The 18240-nt window shown below is 43.0% G+C and carries 12 protein-coding genes, 3 tRNA genes, 3 rRNA genes, 1 other RNA gene and 3 pseudogenes; 21 read left to right on the forward strand and 1 reads right to left on the reverse strand.

The annotated features are described in order from the left end of the window. The first annotated feature begins 3 nt into the window (after nt 1-3). The 8 genes from ftsH (at nt 4) to QS39_RS02260 (ending at nt 7936) form a co-directional block, all read left to right on the forward strand. Nucleotides 4-1962: an ATP-dependent zinc metalloprotease FtsH gene (gene ftsH / locus QS39_RS02225; RefSeq protein ID WP_077804513.1), complete on the forward strand. Its 1959-nt coding sequence runs from the start codon at nt 4-6 to the stop codon at nt 1960-1962. 121 nt (nt 1963-2083) lie between these two features. Further along, the gene (locus QS39_RS02230) at nt 2084-2563 is read left to right on the forward strand and encodes a sigma-70 RNA polymerase sigma factor region 4 domain-containing protein (protein ID WP_077804514.1); all 480 of its coding nucleotides are present in this window, start codon (nt 2084-2086) and stop codon (nt 2561-2563) included. 93 nt (nt 2564-2656) lie between these two features. Next, nucleotides 2657-2728 (forward strand) — tRNA-Glu (locus QS39_RS02235). A 242-nt stretch (nt 2729-2970) separates the two neighbouring features. Further along, a 16S ribosomal RNA gene (locus QS39_RS02240) occupies nt 2971-4516 on the forward strand. 51 nt (nt 4517-4567) lie between these two features. Continuing rightward, a tRNA-Ala gene (locus QS39_RS02245) sits at nt 4568-4640 on the forward strand. Nucleotides 4641-4764: 124 nt separating this feature from the next. Then, nucleotides 4765-7665: ribosomal RNA gene (locus QS39_RS02250) — 23S ribosomal RNA — on the forward strand. Nucleotides 7666-7741: 76 nt separating this feature from the next. Beyond that, nucleotides 7742-7857, forward strand: a 5S ribosomal RNA gene (gene rrf / locus QS39_RS02255). Together the 16S, 23S and 5S rRNA genes with 3 tRNA genes alongside form the textbook arrangement of a ribosomal RNA operon. A 5-nt stretch (nt 7858-7862) precedes the next feature. Beyond that, nucleotides 7863-7936: transfer RNA gene (locus tag QS39_RS02260), tRNA-Asn, on the forward strand. Between the two features lie 77 nt (nt 7937-8013). Here QS39_RS02260 and QS39_RS02265 read toward each other — a convergent pair. Then, nucleotides 8014-8250 (reverse strand): annotated as a pseudogene (locus QS39_RS02265) (transposase family protein); the annotation flags it as partial. Nucleotides 8251-8665: 415 nt separating this feature from the next. On the opposite strand from QS39_RS02265, the gene comW reads away from it, so the two are divergent. From comW to QS39_RS02330, 13 genes and pseudogenes are all read left to right on the forward strand, one after another. Then, on the forward strand, nt 8666-8902 hold the full coding sequence (comW, locus tag QS39_RS02270) for a sigma(X)-activator ComW (protein WP_000940045.1): 237 nt from the start codon (nt 8666-8668) through the stop codon (nt 8900-8902). Nucleotides 8903-9132: 230 nt separating this feature from the next. Beyond that, entirely contained in the window at nt 9133-10419 is a 1287-nt protein-coding gene (locus QS39_RS02275) for an adenylosuccinate synthase (protein ID WP_001832534.1), read from the forward strand. Between the two features lie 199 nt (nt 10420-10618). Continuing rightward, the gene (gene tadA / locus QS39_RS02280; protein WP_077804515.1) at nt 10619-11086 is read left to right on the forward strand and encodes a tRNA adenosine(34) deaminase TadA; all 468 of its coding nucleotides are present in this window, start codon (nt 10619-10621) and stop codon (nt 11084-11086) included. A 39-nt stretch (nt 11087-11125) separates the two neighbouring features. Then, nucleotides 11126-11223, forward strand: an RNA gene (ffs, locus tag QS39_RS02285) — signal recognition particle sRNA small type. Between the two features lie 56 nt (nt 11224-11279). After that, complete coding sequence (locus QS39_RS02290) at nt 11280-11723, forward strand: dUTP diphosphatase (protein ID WP_000701985.1); 444 nt, start codon at nt 11280-11282, stop codon at nt 11721-11723. After that, nucleotides 11683-12240 (forward strand): histidine phosphatase family protein, encoded by a 558-nt coding sequence (locus QS39_RS02295; RefSeq protein ID WP_180374984.1) that lies wholly within the window; start codon nt 11683-11685, stop codon nt 12238-12240. Before QS39_RS02290 ends, QS39_RS02295 begins: the two co-directional genes overlap by 41 nt. Nucleotides 12241-12253: 13 nt before the next feature. Beyond that, entirely contained in the window at nt 12254-13615 is a 1362-nt protein-coding gene (radA, locus tag QS39_RS02300; protein ID WP_077804517.1) for a DNA repair protein RadA, read from the forward strand. Nucleotides 13616-13687: 72 nt separating this feature from the next. Beyond that, the gene (locus QS39_RS02305; RefSeq protein WP_077804518.1) at nt 13688-14185 is read left to right on the forward strand and encodes a beta-class carbonic anhydrase; all 498 of its coding nucleotides are present in this window, start codon (nt 13688-13690) and stop codon (nt 14183-14185) included. Nucleotides 14186-14209: 24 nt separating this feature from the next. Then, the gene (locus QS39_RS02310; protein WP_077804519.1) at nt 14210-15025 is read left to right on the forward strand and encodes a PrsW family intramembrane metalloprotease; all 816 of its coding nucleotides are present in this window, start codon (nt 14210-14212) and stop codon (nt 15023-15025) included. A 144-nt stretch (nt 15026-15169) separates the two neighbouring features. Continuing rightward, on the forward strand, nt 15170-16138 hold the full coding sequence (locus QS39_RS02315; RefSeq protein ID WP_000010158.1) for a ribose-phosphate diphosphokinase: 969 nt from the start codon (nt 15170-15172) through the stop codon (nt 16136-16138). A gap of 117 nt (nt 16139-16255) precedes the next feature. Further along, a complete protein-coding gene (locus tag QS39_RS02320; RefSeq protein WP_077804520.1) occupies nt 16256-17134 on the forward strand; it encodes an Rpn family recombination-promoting nuclease/putative transposase in 879 nt (292 codons plus the stop codon). Continuing rightward, nucleotides 17131-17583, forward strand: a pseudogene (locus tag QS39_RS11145) (Rpn family recombination-promoting nuclease/putative transposase); the annotation flags it as partial. The gene QS39_RS02320 and the pseudogene QS39_RS11145, both read left to right, overlap by 4 nt. Before the next feature lie 11 nt (nt 17584-17594). After that, a pseudogene (locus QS39_RS02330) lies at nt 17595-18029 on the forward strand (Rpn family recombination-promoting nuclease/putative transposase); the annotation flags it as partial. Nucleotides 18030-18240 lie beyond the last annotated feature (211 nt).

Here is an 18240-nt window from a genome sequence, read left to right on the forward strand (position 1 = left end):
TTAATGAAAAAACAAAATAATGGTTTAATTAAAAATCCTTTTCTATGGTTATTACTTATTTTTCTCCTAGTTACAGGTTATCAGTATTTTAGTACAGGTAGTGTTGCAGGGAAAAGTGAGCAAATTAATTATACAGAATTGGTAAAAGAAATTACCGATGACAATGTTAAAGAATTGACTTACCAACCAAATGGCAGTGTTATCGAAGTTTCAGGTGTTTATAAAAATCCTAAAACAAGTAAAGAAGAAACAGGCATTCAGTTCTTTTCTCCTTCTGCTACAACAGTAGAGAAATTTTCAAGTATTATTCTTCCTTCAGATACTACAGTATCAGAATTGCAAAAGCTTGCTTCTGACCATAAGGCAGAAGTAACTGTTAAGCATGAAAGTTCAAGTGGTATGTGGATTAATATTCTTGTATCCATTGTGCCATTCGGTATTCTATTCTTCTTCCTATTCTCTATGATGGGAAATATGGGAGGAAATAATAGTCGTAACCCGATGAGTTTTGGACGTAGTAAGGCTAAAGCTGCAAATAAAGAAGATATTAAAGTAAGATTTTCAGATGTTGCTGGAGCTGAAGAAGAAAAACAAGAACTAGTTGAAGTTGTTGAATTTTTAAAAGATCCAAAACGATTTACAAAACTTGGGGCTCGTATTCCAGCAGGTGTCCTTCTGGAGGGACCTCCGGGAACAGGTAAAACTTTGCTTGCTAAGGCAGTAGCCGGAGAAGCAGGTGTTCCATTCTTTAGTATCTCAGGTTCTGACTTTGTAGAAATGTTTGTCGGAGTTGGAGCTAGTCGTGTTCGTTCTCTTTTTGAAGATGCCAAAAAAGCAGCACCAGCTATTATCTTTATTGATGAAATTGATGCTGTTGGACGTCAACGTGGAGTCGGTCTTGGCGGAGGTAATGACGAACGTGAACAAACCTTGAACCAACTCTTGATTGAGATGGACGGTTTTGAGGGAAATGAAGGGATTATCGTTATCGCTGCGACAAACCGTTCAGATGTACTTGACCCTGCCCTTTTGCGTCCAGGACGTTTTGATAGAAAAGTATTGGTTGGCCGTCCTGATGTTAAAGGTCGTGAAGCAATCTTGAAAGTTCATGCTAAGAATAAGCCTTTAGCAGAAGATGTTGATTTGAAATTAGTGGCTCAACAAACTCCAGGTTTTGTTGGTGCTGATTTAGAGAATGTATTGAATGAAGCAGCCTTGGTTGCCGCTCGTCGTAATAAATCGATAATTGATGCTTCAGATATTGATGAAGCAGAAGATAGAGTGATTGCTGGTCCTTCTAAGAAAGATAAGACAGTTTCACAAAAAGAACGTGAATTGGTTGCCTATCATGAGGCAGGACATACCATTGTTGGTCTAGTCTTATCGAATGCCCGCGTTGTCCATAAGGTTACAATTGTACCACGTGGCCGTGCAGGTGGATACATGATTGCACTTCCTAAAGAGGATCAAATGCTTCTATCTAAAGAAGATATGAAAGAGCAATTGGCTGGCTTAATGGGGGGACGTGTAGCTGAAGAAATCATCTTTAATGTCCAAACTACAGGAGCTTCAAACGACTTTGAACAGGCGACACAAATGGCGCGTGCAATGGTTACAGAGTACGGTATGAGTGAAAAACTTGGTCCGGTACAATATGAGGGTAATCATGCCATGTTTGGTGCACAAAGCACTCAAAAATCAATTTCAGAACAAACAGCTTATGAAATTGACGAAGAGGTTCGTTCATTATTGAATGAAGCACGAAATAAAGCTGCTGAAATTATTCAGTCAAATCGTGAAACTCACAAGTTGATTGCAGAAGCATTATTGAAATACGAAACATTGGATAGTACACAAATTAAATCTCTTTATGAAACAGGAAAGATGCCTGAAACAGTAGAAGAGGAATCACATGCACTATCCTATGATGAAGTAAAGTCAAAAATGAATGACGAGAAATAACCCAAAGAGAGGCAAGGCCTCTCTTTTTTTGTGCAGTTTAGGAGCTAAAGGGTGCAGAATGGATGAAATGTGCCAAAAGTGTTTTTGAATTTGTTAGACTGTACACAGAAAGGGGAAGATTATGCTTAAAAAAATGTATGAAGAAGTCCAAGGAATTGTATACAAGTGTAGAAATGAATATTACCTTCATTTGTGGGAGTTATCGGACTGGGATCAAGAGGGGATGATTTGCCTACATGAATTGATTAGTAGAGAAGAAGGGCTTGTAGAAGATATCCCACGCTTACGTAAATATTTCAAAACCAAGTTTCGAAATCGAATTTTAGACTATCTCCGTAAACAAGAAAGTCAAAAACGGAGATATGATAAAGAGCTTTATGAAGAAGTGGGTGAGATAAGTCATCGTATAAGTGAGGGAGGACTCTGGCTAGACGATTATTATCTCTTTCATGAAACACTAAGAGATTATAGAAGTAAACAAAATAAAGAGCAACAAGAAGAGTTAGAACGCGTCTTAAGAGATGAACGCTTCCGAGGGCGTCAAAGAGTGTTAAGAGACTTACGTATTGTGTTTAAAGAGTTTGACATCCGTGCTCATTAGGAATTCATGCAAAAAAAGTAAAAAAAGTTTAAAAAAGTAGTTGACAAAAAATAAAAAGTCGGTATAATAGTAAGAGTTGGAAATAACAACTCTGGTCCGTTGGTCAAGGGGTTAAGACACCGCCTTTTCACGGCGGTAACACGGGTTCGAATCCCGTACGGACTATGGTATGTTGCGGTTAGAACACTTGATGAAAAAAAGTTTAAAAAAGTTTCAAAAAAGTGTTGACAAGCGAAAGCGACTGTGATATACTAATATAGTTGTCGCTTGAGAGAAGCGAGTGACAAAGACCTTTGAAAACTGAACAAGACGAACCAATGTGCAGGGCACTACAACTAAGGTTGTAGTACTGAACAATGAAAAAACAATAAATCTGTCAGTGACAGAAATGAGTGAGAACTCAAACTTTTAATGAGAGTTTGATCCTGGCTCAGGACGAACGCTGGCGGCGTGCCTAATACATGCAAGTAGAACGCTGAAGGAGGAGCTTGCTTCTCTGGATGAGTTGCGAACGGGTGAGTAACGCGTAGGTAACCTGCCTGGTAGCGGGGGATAACTATTGGAAACGATAGCTAATACCGCATAACAGTAGATGTTGCATGACATTTGCTTAAAAGGTGCAATTGCATCACTACCAGATGGACCTGCGTTGTATTAGCTAGTTGGTGGGGTAACGGCTCACCAAGGCGACGATACATAGCCGACCTGAGAGGGTGATCGGCCACACTGGGACTGAGACACGGCCCAGACTCCTACGGGAGGCAGCAGTAGGGAATCTTCGGCAATGGACGGAAGTCTGACCGAGCAACGCCGCGTGAGTGAAGAAGGTTTTCGGATCGTAAAGCTCTGTTGTAAGAGAAGAACGGGTGTGAGAGTGGAAAGTTCACACTGTGACGGTATCTTACCAGAAAGGGACGGCTAACTACGTGCCAGCAGCCGCGGTAATACGTAGGTCCCGAGCGTTGTCCGGATTTATTGGGCGTAAAGCGAGCGCAGGCGGTTAGATAAGTCTGAAGTTAAAGGCTGTGGCTTAACCATAGTACGCTTTGGAAACTGTTTAACTTGAGTGCAAGAGGGGAGAGTGGAATTCCATGTGTAGCGGTGAAATGCGTAGATATATGGAGGAACACCGGTGGCGAAAGCGGCTCTCTGGCTTGTAACTGACGCTGAGGCTCGAAAGCGTGGGGAGCAAACAGGATTAGATACCCTGGTAGTCCACGCCGTAAACGATGAGTGCTAGGTGTTAGACCCTTTCCGGGGTTTAGTGCCGCAGCTAACGCATTAAGCACTCCGCCTGGGGAGTACGACCGCAAGGTTGAAACTCAAAGGAATTGACGGGGGCCCGCACAAGCGGTGGAGCATGTGGTTTAATTCGAAGCAACGCGAAGAACCTTACCAGGTCTTGACATCCCTCTGACCTCTCTAGAGATAGAGATTTCCTTCGGGACAGAGGTGACAGGTGGTGCATGGTTGTCGTCAGCTCGTGTCGTGAGATGTTGGGTTAAGTCCCGCAACGAGCGCAACCCCTATTGTTAGTTGCCATCATTCAGTTGGGCACTCTAGCGAGACTGCCGGTAATAAACCGGAGGAAGGTGGGGATGACGTCAAATCATCATGCCCCTTATGACCTGGGCTACACACGTGCTACAATGGCTGGTACAACGAGTCGCAAGCCGGTGACGGCAAGCTAATCTCTTAAAGCCAGTCTCAGTTCGGATTGTAGGCTGCAACTCGCCTACATGAAGTCGGAATCGCTAGTAATCGCGGATCAGCACGCCGCGGTGAATACGTTCCCGGGCCTTGTACACACCGCCCGTCACACCACGAGAGTTTGTAACACCCGAAGTCGGTGAGGTAACCGTAAGGAGCCAGCCGCCTAAGGTGGGATAGATGATTGGGGTGAAGTCGTAACAAGGTAGCCGTATCGGAAGGTGCGGCTGGATCACCTCCTTTCTAAGGATAAGGAACTGCGCATTGGTCTTGTTTAGTCTTGAGAGGTCTTGTGGGGCCTTAGCTCAGCTGGGAGAGCGCCTGCTTTGCACGCAGGAGGTCAGCGGTTCGATCCCGCTAGGCTCCATTGGTGAGAGATCACCAAGTAATGCACATTGAAAATTGAATATCTATATCAAATAGTAACAAGAAAATAAACCGAAAACGCTGTAGTATTAATAAGAGTTTATGACTGAAAGGTCAAAAAATAAGGTTAAGTTAATAAGGGCGCACGGTGGATGCCTTGGCACTAGGAGCCGAAGAAGGACGTGACAAACGACGATATGCCTTGGGTAGCTGTAAGTAAGCGATGATCCAGGGATTTCCGAATGGGGGAACCCAACAGGTACTACCTGTTACCCGCATCTGTTAAGGATGTGAGGAGGAAGACGCAGTGAACTGAAACATCTAAGTAGCTGCAGGAAGAGAAAGCAAAAGCGATTGCCTTAGTAGCGGCGAGCGAAACGGCAGAAGGGCAAACCGAAGAGTTTACTCTTCGGGGTTGTAGGACTGCAATGTGGACTCAAAGATTATAGAAGAATGATTTGGGAAGATCAGCCAAAGAGAGTAATAGCCTCGTATTTAAAATAGTCTTTGTACCTAGCAGTATCCTGAGTACGGCGGGACACGAGAAATCCCGTCGGAATCTGGGAGGACCATCTCCCAACCCTAAATACTCCCTAGTGACCGATAGTGAACCAGTACCGTGAGGGAAAGGTGAAAAGCACCCCGGGAGGGGAGTGAAATAGAACCTGAAACCGTGTGCCTACAACAAGTTCGAGCCCGTTAATGGGTGAGAGCGTGCCTTTTGTAGAATGAACCGGCGAGTTACGTTATGATGCGAGGTTAAGTTGAAGAGACGGAGCCGTAGGGAAACCGAGTCTGAATAGGGCGAATTAGTATCATGACGTAGACCCGAAACCATGTGACCTACCCATGAGCAGGTTGAAGGTGCGGTAAGACGCACTGGAGGACCGAACCAGGGCACGTTGAAAAGTGCTTGGATGACTTGTGGGTAGCGGAGAAATTCCAAACGAACTTGGAGATAGCTGGTTCTCTCCGAAATAGCTTTAGGGCTAGCGTCGACATTAAGATTCTTGGAGGTAGAGCACTGTTTGGGTGAGGGGTCCATCCCGGATTACCAATCTCAGATAAACTCCGAATGCCAATGAATTATGGTCGGCAGTCAGACTGCGAGTGCTAAGATCCGTAGTCGAAAGGGAAACAGCCCAGACCACCAGCTAAGGTCCCAAAATAATTGTTAAGTGGAAAAGGATGTGGGGTTGCACAGACAACTAGGATGTTAGCTTAGAAGCAGCTATTCATTCAAAGAGTGCGTAATAGCTCACTAGTCGAGTGACCCTGCGCCGAAAATGTACCGGGGCTAAAACAATTTACCGAAGCTGTGGATACCTTTATAGGTATGGTAGGAGAGCGTTCTATGTGTGAAGAAGGTGTACCGTGAGGAGTGCTGGAACGCATAGAAGTGAGAATGCCGGTATGAGTAGCGAAAGACAGGTGAGAATCCTGTCCACCGTAAGACTAAGGTTTCCAGGGGAAGGCTCGTCCGCCCTGGGTTAGTCGGGACCTAAGGAGAGACCGAAAGGTGTATCCGATGGACAACAGGTTGATATTCCTGTACTAGAGTATGTAGTGATGGAGGGACGCAGTAGGCTAACTAAAGCAGACGATTGGAAGAGTCTGTCTAAGCAGTGAGGTGTGATATGAGTTAAATGCTTATATCTATAACATTGAGCTGTGATGGGGAGCGAAGTTTAGTAGCGAAGTTAGTGACGTCACACTGCCAAGAAAAGCTTCTAGCGTTTAAACATACTCTACCCGTACCGCAAACCGACACAGGTAGTCGAGGCGAGTAGCCTCAGGTGAGCGAGAGAACTCTCGTTAAGGAACTCGGCAAAATGACCCCGTAACTTCGGGAGAAGGGGTGCTGACTTTAAGTCAGCCGCAGTGAATAGGCCCAAGCAACTGTTTATCAAAAACACAGCTCTCTGCTAAATCGTAAGATGATGTATAGGGGGTGACGCCTGCCCGGTGCTGGAAGGTTAAGAGGAGTGCTTAGCGCAAGCGAAGGTATGAATTGAAGCCCCAGTAAACGGCGGCCGTAACTATAACGGTCCTAAGGTAGCGAAATTCCTTGTCGGGTAAGTTCCGACCCGCACGAAAGGCGTAATGATTTGGGCACTGTCTCAACGAGAGACTCGGTGAAATTTTAGTACCTGTGAAGATGCAGGTTACCCGCGACAGGACGGAAAGACCCCATGGAGCTTTACTGCAGTTTGATATTGAGTGTCTGTACCACATGTACAGGATAGGTAGGAGTCTAAGAGATCGGGACGCCAGTTTCGAAGGAGACGTTGTTGGGATACTACCCTTGTGTTATGGCCACTCTAACCCGGATAGGTGATCCCTATCGGAGACAGTGTCTGACGGGCAGTTTGACTGGGGCGGTCGCCTCCTAAAAGGTAACGGAGGCGCCCAAAGGTTCCCTCAGAATGGTTGGAAATCATTCGCAGAGTGTAAAGGTATAAGGGAGCTTGACTGCGAGAGCTACAACTCGAGCAGGGACGAAAGTCGGGCTTAGTGATCCGGTGGTTCCGTATGGAAGGGCCATCGCTCAACGGATAAAAGCTACCCTGGGGATAACAGGCTTATCTCCCCCAAGAGTTCACATCGACGGGGAGGTTTGGCACCTCGATGTCGGCTCGTCGCATCCTGGGGCTGTAGTCGGTCCCAAGGGTTGGGCTGTTCGCCCATTAAAGCGGCACGCGAGCTGGGTTCAGAACGTCGTGAGACAGTTCGGTCCCTATCCGTCGCGGGCGTAGGAAATTTGAGAGGATCTGCTCCTAGTACGAGAGGACCAGAGTGGACTTACCGCTGGTGTACCAGTTGTCTTGCCAAAGGCATCGCTGGGTAGCTATGTAGGGAAGGGATAAACGCTGAAAGCATCTAAGTGTGAAACCCACCTCAAGATGAGATTTCCCATGATTTTATATCAGTAAGAGCCCTGAGAGATGATCAGGTAGATAGGTTAGAAGTGGAAGTGTGGCGACACATGTAGCGGACTAATACTAATAGCTCGAGGACTTATCCAAAGTAACTGAGAATATGAAAGCGAGAGGTTTTCTTGATTTGAATAGATATTCAATTTTGAGTAGGTATTACTCAGAGTTAAGTGACGATAGCCTAGGAGATACACCTGTACCCATGCCGAACACAGAAGTTAAGCCCTAGAACGCCGGAAGTAGTTGGGGGTTGCCCCCTGTGAGATATGGAAGTCGCTTAACTTTAATCCGCCATAGCTCAGTTGGTAGTAGCGCATGACTGTTAATCATGATGTCGTAGGTTCGAGTCCTACTGGCGGAGTAGTTAATTAAAGGAGGTTTTGACCTCTTTTTTTGTTATATAATTAATAATCTATCTCGCACCTAACGAAGCGAGATATTTTTCTTGACGATAGAAGTTTCAGATACCATCATTTTCGAGCATTGATAGCACTTAAAACGACGCTCTCTAAGTAGAATTCTGGTAGGCATACCAGTCGTTTCGAGGTAAGGAATCTTAGAATGTTTTTGAAAGTCATATTTCTTCATTTAACTTCCGCAATCAGGGCAAGATGGGGCATCGTAGTCCAGTTTAGCGATGATTTCTTTGTGGGAATCTCTATTGATGATATCCATAATTTAGAAATTAGGGTCTGTAAGCTCTAGTAATTTTGTGATAAAGTGTAATTGTTCCATGAGATCCATAGAGGATTTACCCACTACAAATATTATATGAAGGTCGTGGGTTCGAGTCCTTCTTCCACAATAGAGAACCTTTTTTCTTTTTGATATTATTAAGGAATTTTATTTCTATTCAATCACTTCATAGTTTAGACTGAGCAATATTCAATGCTATTAAAACCGTACTGGATGATTTTTAGTGAGAGTAATAGTTTTTATGAATTGTTTATAGGAAATTTGTTTCTATTCTGTCCATCTTTCTCATCTTTTATATTGTTGAGGTTGGTATTTTAACAATTCAGGAATTATTAATGATTAATTAAAATTTTTTGTTAGAATAAGATCATAAAAAGTAAAGGAGTGTATGCTTATGCTACAAAATATTTATGATCAGATGACTGATTTCTATGACAGTATCGAAGAAGAGTATGCTACTTTCTTTGGTAATAGTTGGGACTGGGAACATTTTCATTTTAAATTTTTGATTTATTATTTAGTTAGATATGGTATTGGGTGTCGTAGGGATTTTATCGTTTACCATTATCGTGTTGCTTATCGTTTGTATCTTGAAAAGATGATAATGAAACAAGGTTTTATTTCTTGTTGAGATAGTCTGAGTTAATTTCCGAACAAACCTACTTTTTTATGGCAATATAACAATAAATAGCTGGTAATTTTTCTAAAACATTTTTTAATAGTTGGAAATAGCAAATCTTTCTATTGTTTCTTCTTGATAAAAAGGCGATTTTTTCTTATAATAAATTGTAAGATATAATTGCAGGTGAGAGTCCTGCCATGTATGTGAGAAAGGAAGAGCCTGAGGGCTCAGACAAGATTATGACTTCAGTTGTTGTTGTAGGTACCCAGTGGGGTGATGAAGGTAAAGGGAAGATTACAGACTTCCTTTCAGCGAATGCAGAAGTGATTGCACGTTACCAAGGTGGTGATAATGCAGGTCACACGATTGTGATTGATGGTAAGAAGTTTAAATTGCACTTGATTCCATCTGGGATTTTCTTCCCTGAAAAAATCTCTGTTATTGGGAATGGTATGGTTGTAAATCCTAAATCTCTTGTAAAAGAGTTGAGCTATCTTCATGAGGAGGGTGTGACAACTGATAACTTGCGTATTTCTGATCGCGCGCATGTTATTTTGCCATACCATATCGAGTTAGATCGTTTGCAAGAAGAAGCTAAGGGCGACAATAAGATTGGGACTACAATCAAGGGAATTGGTCCAGCTTATATGGACAAGGCTGCTCGTGTTGGGATTCGTATTGCCGATCTTTTGGATAAAGATATTTTCCGTGAGCGTTTAGAACGTAACCTTGCTGAAAAGAATCGTCTTTTTGAAAAATTGTATGACAGTAAAGCGATTGCTTTCGATGATATTTTTGAAGAGTATTACGAATATGGTCAACAAATCAAGAAATATGTAACCGATACATCTGTTATTTTGAATGATGCGCTTGATAATGGTAAACGTGTTCTTTTTGAAGGGGCACAAGGTGTCATGCTAGATATCGACCAAGGTACGTATCCATTTGTTACGTCATCAAACCCTGTGGCTGGTGGTGTTACGATTGGTTCAGGTGTTGGTCCAAGTAAAATTGACAAGGTTGTTGGTGTATGTAAGGCTTATACGAGTCGTGTTGGTGACGGTCCTTTCCCAACTGAGTTGTTTGATGAAGTAGGAGAACGTATCCGTGAAGTGGGTCATGAATATGGTACAACAACTGGTCGTCCACGTCGTGTGGGTTGGTTTGACTCAGTTGTGATGCGTCATAGTCGTCGTGTTTCTGGTATCACTAACCTTTCATTGAACTCTATCGATGTTTTGAGTGGTTTAGATACAGTGAAAATCTGTGTGGCCTATGATCTTGACGGTCAACGTATTGACTACTATCCGGCTAGTCTTGAGCAATTGAAACGTTGCAAACCTATCTATGAAGAGTTGCCAGGTTGGTCAGAAGATATCACTGGAGTTCGTAATTTGGAAGATCTTCCTGAGAATGCGCGTAACTATGTTCGTCGTGTGAGTGAATTGGTTGGCGTTCGTATTTCTACTTTCTCAGTAGGTCCTGGTCGTGAACAAACAAATATTTTAGAAAGTGTTTGGTCCTAAGAGATTTTTAAGATTTGTTTAAGATAGGTCAGTTATACTATAGACAGTTACAAGAAGACCTCCTAACTTGTTGTAACAAATATCCTAAACTTTTCTTTTTCATAATAATCTCCCTATAAAGTCACCGCATTCGGTGGCTTTTTTTGTCTTGGGATTCATGATATAATAATAAAATCGATAAGTAGGAAAAGAGAATCGGATGAATTATACAGTTGAAGAAAAAGAAGTCTTTATGAGGGAGGCTTTGAGAGAGGCTGAGATTGCTCTTGAACACGATGAAATTCCAATTGGTTGTGTGATTGTCAAGGACGGAGAAATCATTGGCCGTGGGCATAATGCGCGTGAGGAACTGCAGCGAGCAGTTATGCATGCGGAAATTATGGCCATAGAGAATGCGAATCTGAGCGAGGAGAGTTGGCGCTTACTGGATTGCATGCTTTTTGTGACCATTGAACCTTGTGTCATGTGTAGTGGGGCGATTGGACTCGCCCGTATTCCAAACGTGGTCTATGGGGCTAAAAACCAGAAATTTGGCGCTGCTGGGAGTTTGTACGATATCTTGACAGATGATCGTCTCAACCATCGTGTGGAGGTTGAAACGGGAATTTTGGAAGATGAATGCGCAGCTATTATGCAGGACTTTTTTAGAAATAGACGGAAAAAATAATTTTGCTTTTAACTTTTAAAATGAATAGGAATGTGATATAATAAATAGTGGAGCAACAGTTCTGCGTGAAGCGGGTCAGGGGAGGAATCCAGCAGCCCTAAGCGATTTGAATTGTGTGCTCTTTTTTTCGTGCTTTTTCCGAATAAATAAGATAGAATAATTTAGAATAAATGATAATAGAAAAGAGAAGATGATGAAAATTCGTGGTTTTGAATTGGTTTCTAGTTTTACAGATGAAAATTTATTGCCAAAGCGCGAGACAGCACATGCGGCTGGTTACGACTTAAAGGTTGCTGTGCGTACAGTTATAGCTCCAGGAGAGATTGTCTTGGTTCCGACAGGGGTTAAGGCTTATATGCAACCGACTGAGGTTCTCTACCTCTATGATCGTTCTTCAAACCCTCGTAAGAAGGGCTTGGTTTTAATTAATTCAGTTGGCGTTATTGATGGGGACTATTATGGAAATCCTGGGAATGAAGGGCATATTTTTGCGCAGATGAAGAATATCACAGACCAAGAAGTAATTCTCGAAGTTGGGGAACGTGTTGTCCAGGCTGTCTTTGCTCCTTTCTTAATTGCAGATGGAGATGTGGCTGATGGCATTCGAACTGGTGGATTTGGATCGACAGGGCACTAGAATGAAGATTATCTTTGTACGTCATGGGGAGCCAGATTATTGTGAGTTAGAGAAGCGTTCTTATACGGGATTTGGGATAGATTTGGCACCCTTGTCTGAGAAGGGACGGCAGCAAGCTCAGGAACTGAGCACCAATCCTTTACTCCCTTCGGCTGAAATAATCATATCTTCTGCAGTCACAAGAGCTTTAGAAACGGCTTCTTATGTGGTTTGTGCTACGGGTCTTCCTTTAAGAGTGGAGCCATTATTGCATGAATGGCAGGTCTATGAAAGTGGCACAGATAATTTTGAAAAAGCTCGTACTATGTTTCTAGAAAATAAGGGGGAGTTACTTCCTAATAGTCCTATTCAATATGAGACAGCTACGGAAATGAAGTCTCGTTTTCTAGAATGTATGTCTAAGTATCGAGAACACCAGACTGTGGTAGTTGTTGCTCATCGAATGCTCATGCGTCAGTTTGTGCCAAATGAGAAGATTGATTTTTGCCAAGTGATTGAGTGTGAGTTAGAGATATAGAAAGAGGTTTATCATCGCAAAGAAAAAAGCGACATTTGTATGTCAAAATTGTGGCTATAATTCCCCTAAATATCTGGGACGTTGTCCCAACTGTGGGTCTTGGTCTTCTTTTGTAGAAGAGGTTGAGGTTGCCGAGGTCAAGAATGCGCGTGTGTCCTTGACAGGTGAGAAAACCAAGCCCATGAAATTGGCTGAGGTGACTTCAATCAATGTCAATCGAACCAAGACGGAGATGGAGGAATTCAACCGTGTACTTGGAGGCGGAGTGGTACCAGGAAGTCTCGTCCTAATCGGTGGGGATCCTGGAATCGGGAAATCAACCCTTCTCCTACAAGTCTCAACCCAGTTGTCTCAAGTGGGGACAGTTCTCTATGTCAGTGGGGAGGAGTCTGCCCAGCAGATTAAACTACGAGCAGAGCGCTTGGGAGATATTGATAGCGAGTTTTATCTCTATGCAGAGACCAATATGCAGAGTGTTCGAGCTGAGGTGGAGCGCATCCAGCCAGACTTCCTCATTATTGACTCCATTCAGACTATTATGTCTCCTGAGATTTCAGGAGTGCAGGGGTCTGTTTCTCAAGTGCGTGAGGTGACGGCTGAGCTTATGCAACTGGCCAAAACTAATAACATTGCCATCTTTATCGTAGGGCATGTGACCAAGGAAGGAACCTTGGCTGGGCCGAGAATGTTGGAGCATATGGTGGATACGGTGCTTTACTTTGAAGGGGAGCGTCACCATACTTTTCGTATTTTGAGAGCGGTTAAAAACCGTTTTGGCTCCACTAATGAGATTGGGATTTTTGAGATGCAGTCGGGCGGATTGGTTGAGGTACTCAATCCGAGTCAAGTTTTCCTAGAAGAGCGTTTGGATGGAGCAACTGGTTCATCAATCGTTGTGACCATGGAAGGGACGCGTCCGATTTTGGCGGAGGTTCAGGCTTTGGTAACACCGACCATGTTTGGAAATGCCAAGCGTACTACGACAGGGCTTGACTTCAATCGTGCGAGTCTGATTATGGCTGTTTTGGAAAAGCGTGCAGGTCTTCTCTTGCAAAATCAGGATGCTTATCTTAAATCTGCTGGCGGTGTCAAATTGGATGAACCTGCCATTGACTTGGCCGTTGCAGTTGCCATTGCTTCGAGCTACAAGGACAAGCCAACTAATCCTCAGGAATGTTTTGTGGGAGAACTGGGCTTGACAGGAGAGATTCGGCGCGTGAATCGTATCGAACAACGTATCAACGAAGCTGCTAAACTGGGCTTTACTAAGATTTATGTACCCAAGAATTCCTTGACAGGAATCACTCCGCCCAAGGAAATTCAGGTTATTGGGGTGACAACGATTCAGGAAGTTTTGAAAAAGGTCTTTGCATAATCCGTGACAAATCTTCTTAAAAATGATAAGATAGGAGAAATATTTGACTATCAAATTTTCGAGGAGGGAATCGTGTCGTATTTTGAACAGTTTATGCAAGCCAATCAGGCTTATGTTGCCCTACATGGGCAGTTAAATCTGCCACTTAAACCCAAAACAAGAGTTGCCATTGTGACCTGTATGGACTCTCGTCTGCACGTTGCGCAAGCTTTGGGATTGGCACTTGGGGATGCTCATATCTTACGGAATGCTGGAGGTCGAGTGACAGAAGACATGATTCGTTCGCTGGTGATTTCCCAGCAACAAATGGGGACAAGAGAGATTGTGGTATTGCACCATACAGACTGTGGTGCTCAGACTTTTGAAAATGGTCCTTTTCAGGAGTATCTGAAAGAGGAACTAGGTGTCGATGTGTCAGACCAGGACTTCTTGCCCTTCCAAAATATAGAGGAGAGTGTGCGCGAGGATATGCAACTCCTTATCGAGTCTCCCCTAATACCAGATGATGTCATTATCTCTGGTGCTATTTACGATGTGGATACAGGAAGTATGACAGTCGTAGAATTGTAAAAAATTCATTTAGAAAGAAAGTGTATGAAGAAAAACAGTATTTTATTTATTTTTATCTTATTGCTATGTATTGGTGTACAGTATGAAACCATCTACTATACGGATGGTTCGATGTCAGGTGCGGAATATGGACTAATGGGAGTTTCTATCTTTCTAGCTCTCTTTTACATGATTCCGGCTCTTTATTTCCTTTTCCGTATTGGGAAAAAATGGGAATTACCAAAGAAGGCCTTGATTCTGTCTTTATTGGGAGGGATGTTCCTTTCAGGTTGGTTGTCTAGCTTTGCTAATACCTATATCCATGATTTATTGGGGGTTCTTTTCCCAGATAGTGCATTTTTAAATGCCTTTGAAAGTGCTATTGTGGCTCCTTTGGTAGAAGAACCCTTGAAATTGTTGCCACTTGTCTTTGTTTTAGCTTTGATTCCTGTGCAAAAATTAAAATCTTTGTTTTTACTAGGGATTGCTTCTGGTTTGGGATTCCAAATGATTGAGGATATTGGCTATATTCGTACGGATTTGCCAGAGGGATTTGACTTTACTATTTCGAGGATTTTAGAGCGTATCATCTCAGGAATTGCCTCTCACTGGGCTTTTTCAGGTCTGGCTGTAGTAGGTGTTTACTTGCTTTACAGAGCCTATAAAGGGCAGAAGGTTGGCAAGAAAGAGGGGCTTATTTTCCTAGGTTTAGCCTTGGGAACTCATTTCTTGTTTAACTCTCCTTTTGTAGAATTGGAGACAGAGTTGCCCTTAGCGATTCCAGTGGTTACAGCTATTACTCTCTATGGTTTTTATCAGGCTTATCGCTTTGTTGAGAAGAACGATGAGATAATGAACTAGAATATTTTTCAAAAGAATGATGCAAGGGTACAAATATGGTGCCCTTCTTTTATTTTTGATTGAAAAATAGTGTAAAAAGCGCTACAATGGTAGATGGAAAATCTTGTGAAAAGCACAAGCGATACATATATACCGGAGGAAATCATGTCTTTTTCTGATTTAAAGCTGTTTGCCCTTTCTTCTAATAAAGAATTGGCAGAACGTGTGGCGCAGGAGATTGGGATAGAGTTGGGGAAATCAAGTGTTCGCCAATTTTCAGATGGAGAGATTCAGGTCAACATCGAAGAATCAATCCGTGGGAAACACGTCTTTATCTTACAATCAACTAGTTCGCCTGTAAATGACAATCTGCTTGAAATTTTGATTATGGTGGATGCTTTGAAGCGTGCGAGTGCAGAATCTGTCAATGTTGTCATGCCTTACTATGGGTATGCACGTCAGGATAGAAAGGCGAGAGCGCGTGAGCCAATCACTTCAAAACTTGTCGCAAATATGCTTGAAGTAGCTGGAGTGGATCGTTTGTTGACAATCGACTTGCATGCTGCGCAGATTCAAGGATTCTTTGATATTCCTGTGGATCATTTGATGGGTGCTCCTCTGATTGCGGATTATTTTGAGCGTCGTGGCATGGTTGGTTCTGACTATGTGGTTGTCAGCCCAGACCATGGAGGGGTGACTCGTGCTCGTAAGTTGGCAGAATTTTTGAAAACATCTATCGCTATTATTGATAAACGTCGCAGTGTTGATAAGATGAATACCAGTGAAGTCATGAACATCATCGGTAAGGTCGAAGGCAAGACTTGTATCTTGATTGATGATATGATTGATACTGCTGGAACGATTTGTCATGCGGCAGATGCCCTTGCAGAAGCTGGTGCTGTTGAAGTCTATGCAAGCTGTACGCACCCAGTTCTTTCTGGTCCTGCTATGGACAATATCCAAAAATCAGCTATTAAGAAATTGGTTGTTTTGGATACTATCTATCTGCCAGAAGAACGTTTGATTGATAAGATTGAGCAGATTTCAATCGCTCACCTATTAGGGGATGCTATCGTGCGTATCCATGAAAAACGCCCACTTTCTCCACTTTTCAGTATTGAGAAAAAGATTTAATGACCAAGCCTGAGATGATTCTCAGGTTTTTTTGTCTCTTTTCCGAATAAATAGATAGAGCCAGAGAATCTAGGAAACCTAGATTTAAAACTGTGGTATAATAAAAGGAGGAAAAGGATGATTCTAAGACATCCGGGCATTAGCCCAACCAATGATTTGGTTGCTAAGAAAATCTTTAGCAATCCAGAAATCACTTGTCAATTTATCCGCGATATGCTGGATTTACCAGCCAAAAATGTGACGATTTTGGAGGGAAGTAACATTCACGTCTTGCCTTCCTTGCCCTATTCGGCGCAGGATTTCTATACCAGTATAGACGTCTTGGCAGAGTTAGACAATGGCACGCAGGTTATTATCGAAATCCAAGTTCATCATCAGAATTTTTTCATTAATCGTTTGTGGGCTTATCTGTGCAGTCAGGTCAATCAAAACCTCGAAAAAATTCGCCAACGAGAAGGTGATACTCACCAGAGTTACAAATATATCGCACCAGTATATGCTATTGCCATCGTAGATAGTAATTACTTCTCAGATGATTTGGCTTTTCATAGCTTTAGTATGCGAGAAGACACGACAGGTGAGGTCTTAACCATCACCAATAACGGTCAAGAAAACCATCTGGTTAAGATGGCATTCTTGGAATTAAAAAAGTACAGAGAAACCAGCAAAGATAGCATTCGCAAACCATGGTTGGAGTTTTTCGGGAATAAACCCTTTACCCAGCAACCTGAGCGAGCCATCAGCCAGGCAGACCAACTGCTGGACTATAAGAGCTGGTCCGAGGAGGACAGGAAGATGTTTAGTCAACTACGTATGCGCGAAGAACAAGCCTTGTTGGCACAGGACTATGCCTTGGAAACAGCTAGGGAAGAAGGGAAACTTTTTGCTTTTCTAGATATGGTTCACCAAGGTCTTTTGCCTTCTGAGGTTGCGAGTGAGCAGCTGGGTATGACTGTCTCTGAGTTTGAAGAACTATTGAAAGAGCATCATAAATAAGAACTAAAAAATACAGAGAAACCAGCAAAGACAAGGTTCGCAAGCCGTGGTTGGAGTTTTTCGGGAATAAGCCCTTTACCCAAGAACCCGAGCGGGCCATCAGCCAGGCAGACCAACTGCTAGACTATAAGAGCTGGTCCGAGGAGGACAGGAAGATGTTTAGTCAACTACGTATGCGAGAAGAACAAGCCTTGTTAGCACAGGACTATGCTTTGGAACAAGCTGAAGAAAAAGGCTTAGAACGTGGTCGAGCAGAAGGTATCGAACAAGGTCTTGAACAATGTTTAGAGCGTGGTCGTGCAGAGGGCATTGAACAGGGACTGGAGCGTGGGAAAGTTGAAGGAAGTTTGTCTATGCTACTAAATCTCGTTCGCCAACATCTCCTGACTTCCGAGATAGCAAGTCAGCAATTGGGTATGACTGTCGCTGAGTTTGAGGCGTTGTTGTAAGACTAGCACTAATAGTCAAGATGGCATTCTTGGAATTAAAAAAATATAGAGAAACCAGCAAAGATAGCATTCGCAAACCGTGGTTGGAGTTTTTCGGGAATAAACCCTTTACCCAGCAACCCGAGCGAGCTATCAGTCAGGCAGATCAACTGCTAGACTACAAGAGCTGGTCCGAGGAGGACAGGAAAATGTTTAGTCAACTACGTATGCGCGAAGAACAAGCCTTGTTAGCACAGGACTATGCCTTGGAAACAGCTAGGGCTGAGGGAATTGAACAAGGTATTGAACAGGGACTGGAGCGTGGACTTGAACGTGGGAAAGTTGAAGGGAGGGAAGAAGGAAAACTCTTTGCTTTCCTGAATATGGTACGCCAAGGTCTTCTGAGTTCAGAGGTTGCCAGTCAGCAATTGGGCATGACTGTCGCTGAATTTGAGGCTTTATTATGAGTTCAATCTTTATATAGTAGAAAGTTGATGAAATGGCAAGTGTTATCCAAATACTTGCCGTTTTTACTTGACTTTTACAAGGGTTTGTAAGATAATACCAAGGAAGTAAGTTCTGTCTAACTATCTATATAGTTTAGATATAAAAGATATCATCTGAGGGATGAGTAGTTGCGAAATGTCAACTTGGAGGCTAGAGTATTTCAGGGGGAAT

Origin of the sequence: Streptococcus mitis (assembly GCF_002005545.1) — a bacterium.
Lineage (GTDB): Bacteria > Bacillota > Bacilli > Lactobacillales > Streptococcaceae > Streptococcus > Streptococcus mitis_I.

What these genes read in the sequence shown, in the direction of transcription:
- QS39_RS02295 (WP_180374984.1), top strand. Translation starts at nt 11,683, where the DNA reads ATGGCATTCGAACTGGTGGATTTGGATCGACAGGGCACTAGAATGAAG.
- QS39_RS02290 (WP_000701985.1), top strand. Translation starts at nt 11,280, where the DNA reads ATGAAAATTCGTGGTTTTGAATTGGTTTCTAGTTTTACAGATGAAAAT.
- QS39_RS02320 (WP_077804520.1), top strand. Translation starts at nt 16,256, where the DNA reads ATGATTCTAAGACATCCGGGCATTAGCCCAACCAATGATTTGGTTGCT.
- tadA (WP_077804515.1), top strand. Translation starts at nt 10,619, where the DNA reads ATGAATTATACAGTTGAAGAAAAAGAAGTCTTTATGAGGGAGGCTTTG.
- QS39_RS02315 (WP_000010158.1), top strand. Translation starts at nt 15,170, where the DNA reads ATGTCTTTTTCTGATTTAAAGCTGTTTGCCCTTTCTTCTAATAAAGAA.
- comW (WP_000940045.1), top strand. Translation starts at nt 8,666, where the DNA reads ATGCTACAAAATATTTATGATCAGATGACTGATTTCTATGACAGTATC.
- ftsH (WP_077804513.1), top strand. Translation starts at nt 4, where the DNA reads ATGAAAAAACAAAATAATGGTTTAATTAAAAATCCTTTTCTATGGTTA.
- QS39_RS02310 (WP_077804519.1), top strand. Translation starts at nt 14,210, where the DNA reads ATGAAGAAAAACAGTATTTTATTTATTTTTATCTTATTGCTATGTATT.
- QS39_RS02230 (WP_077804514.1), top strand. Translation starts at nt 2,084, where the DNA reads ATGCTTAAAAAAATGTATGAAGAAGTCCAAGGAATTGTATACAAGTGT.
- QS39_RS02275 (WP_001832534.1), top strand. Translation starts at nt 9,133, where the DNA reads ATGACTTCAGTTGTTGTTGTAGGTACCCAGTGGGGTGATGAAGGTAAA.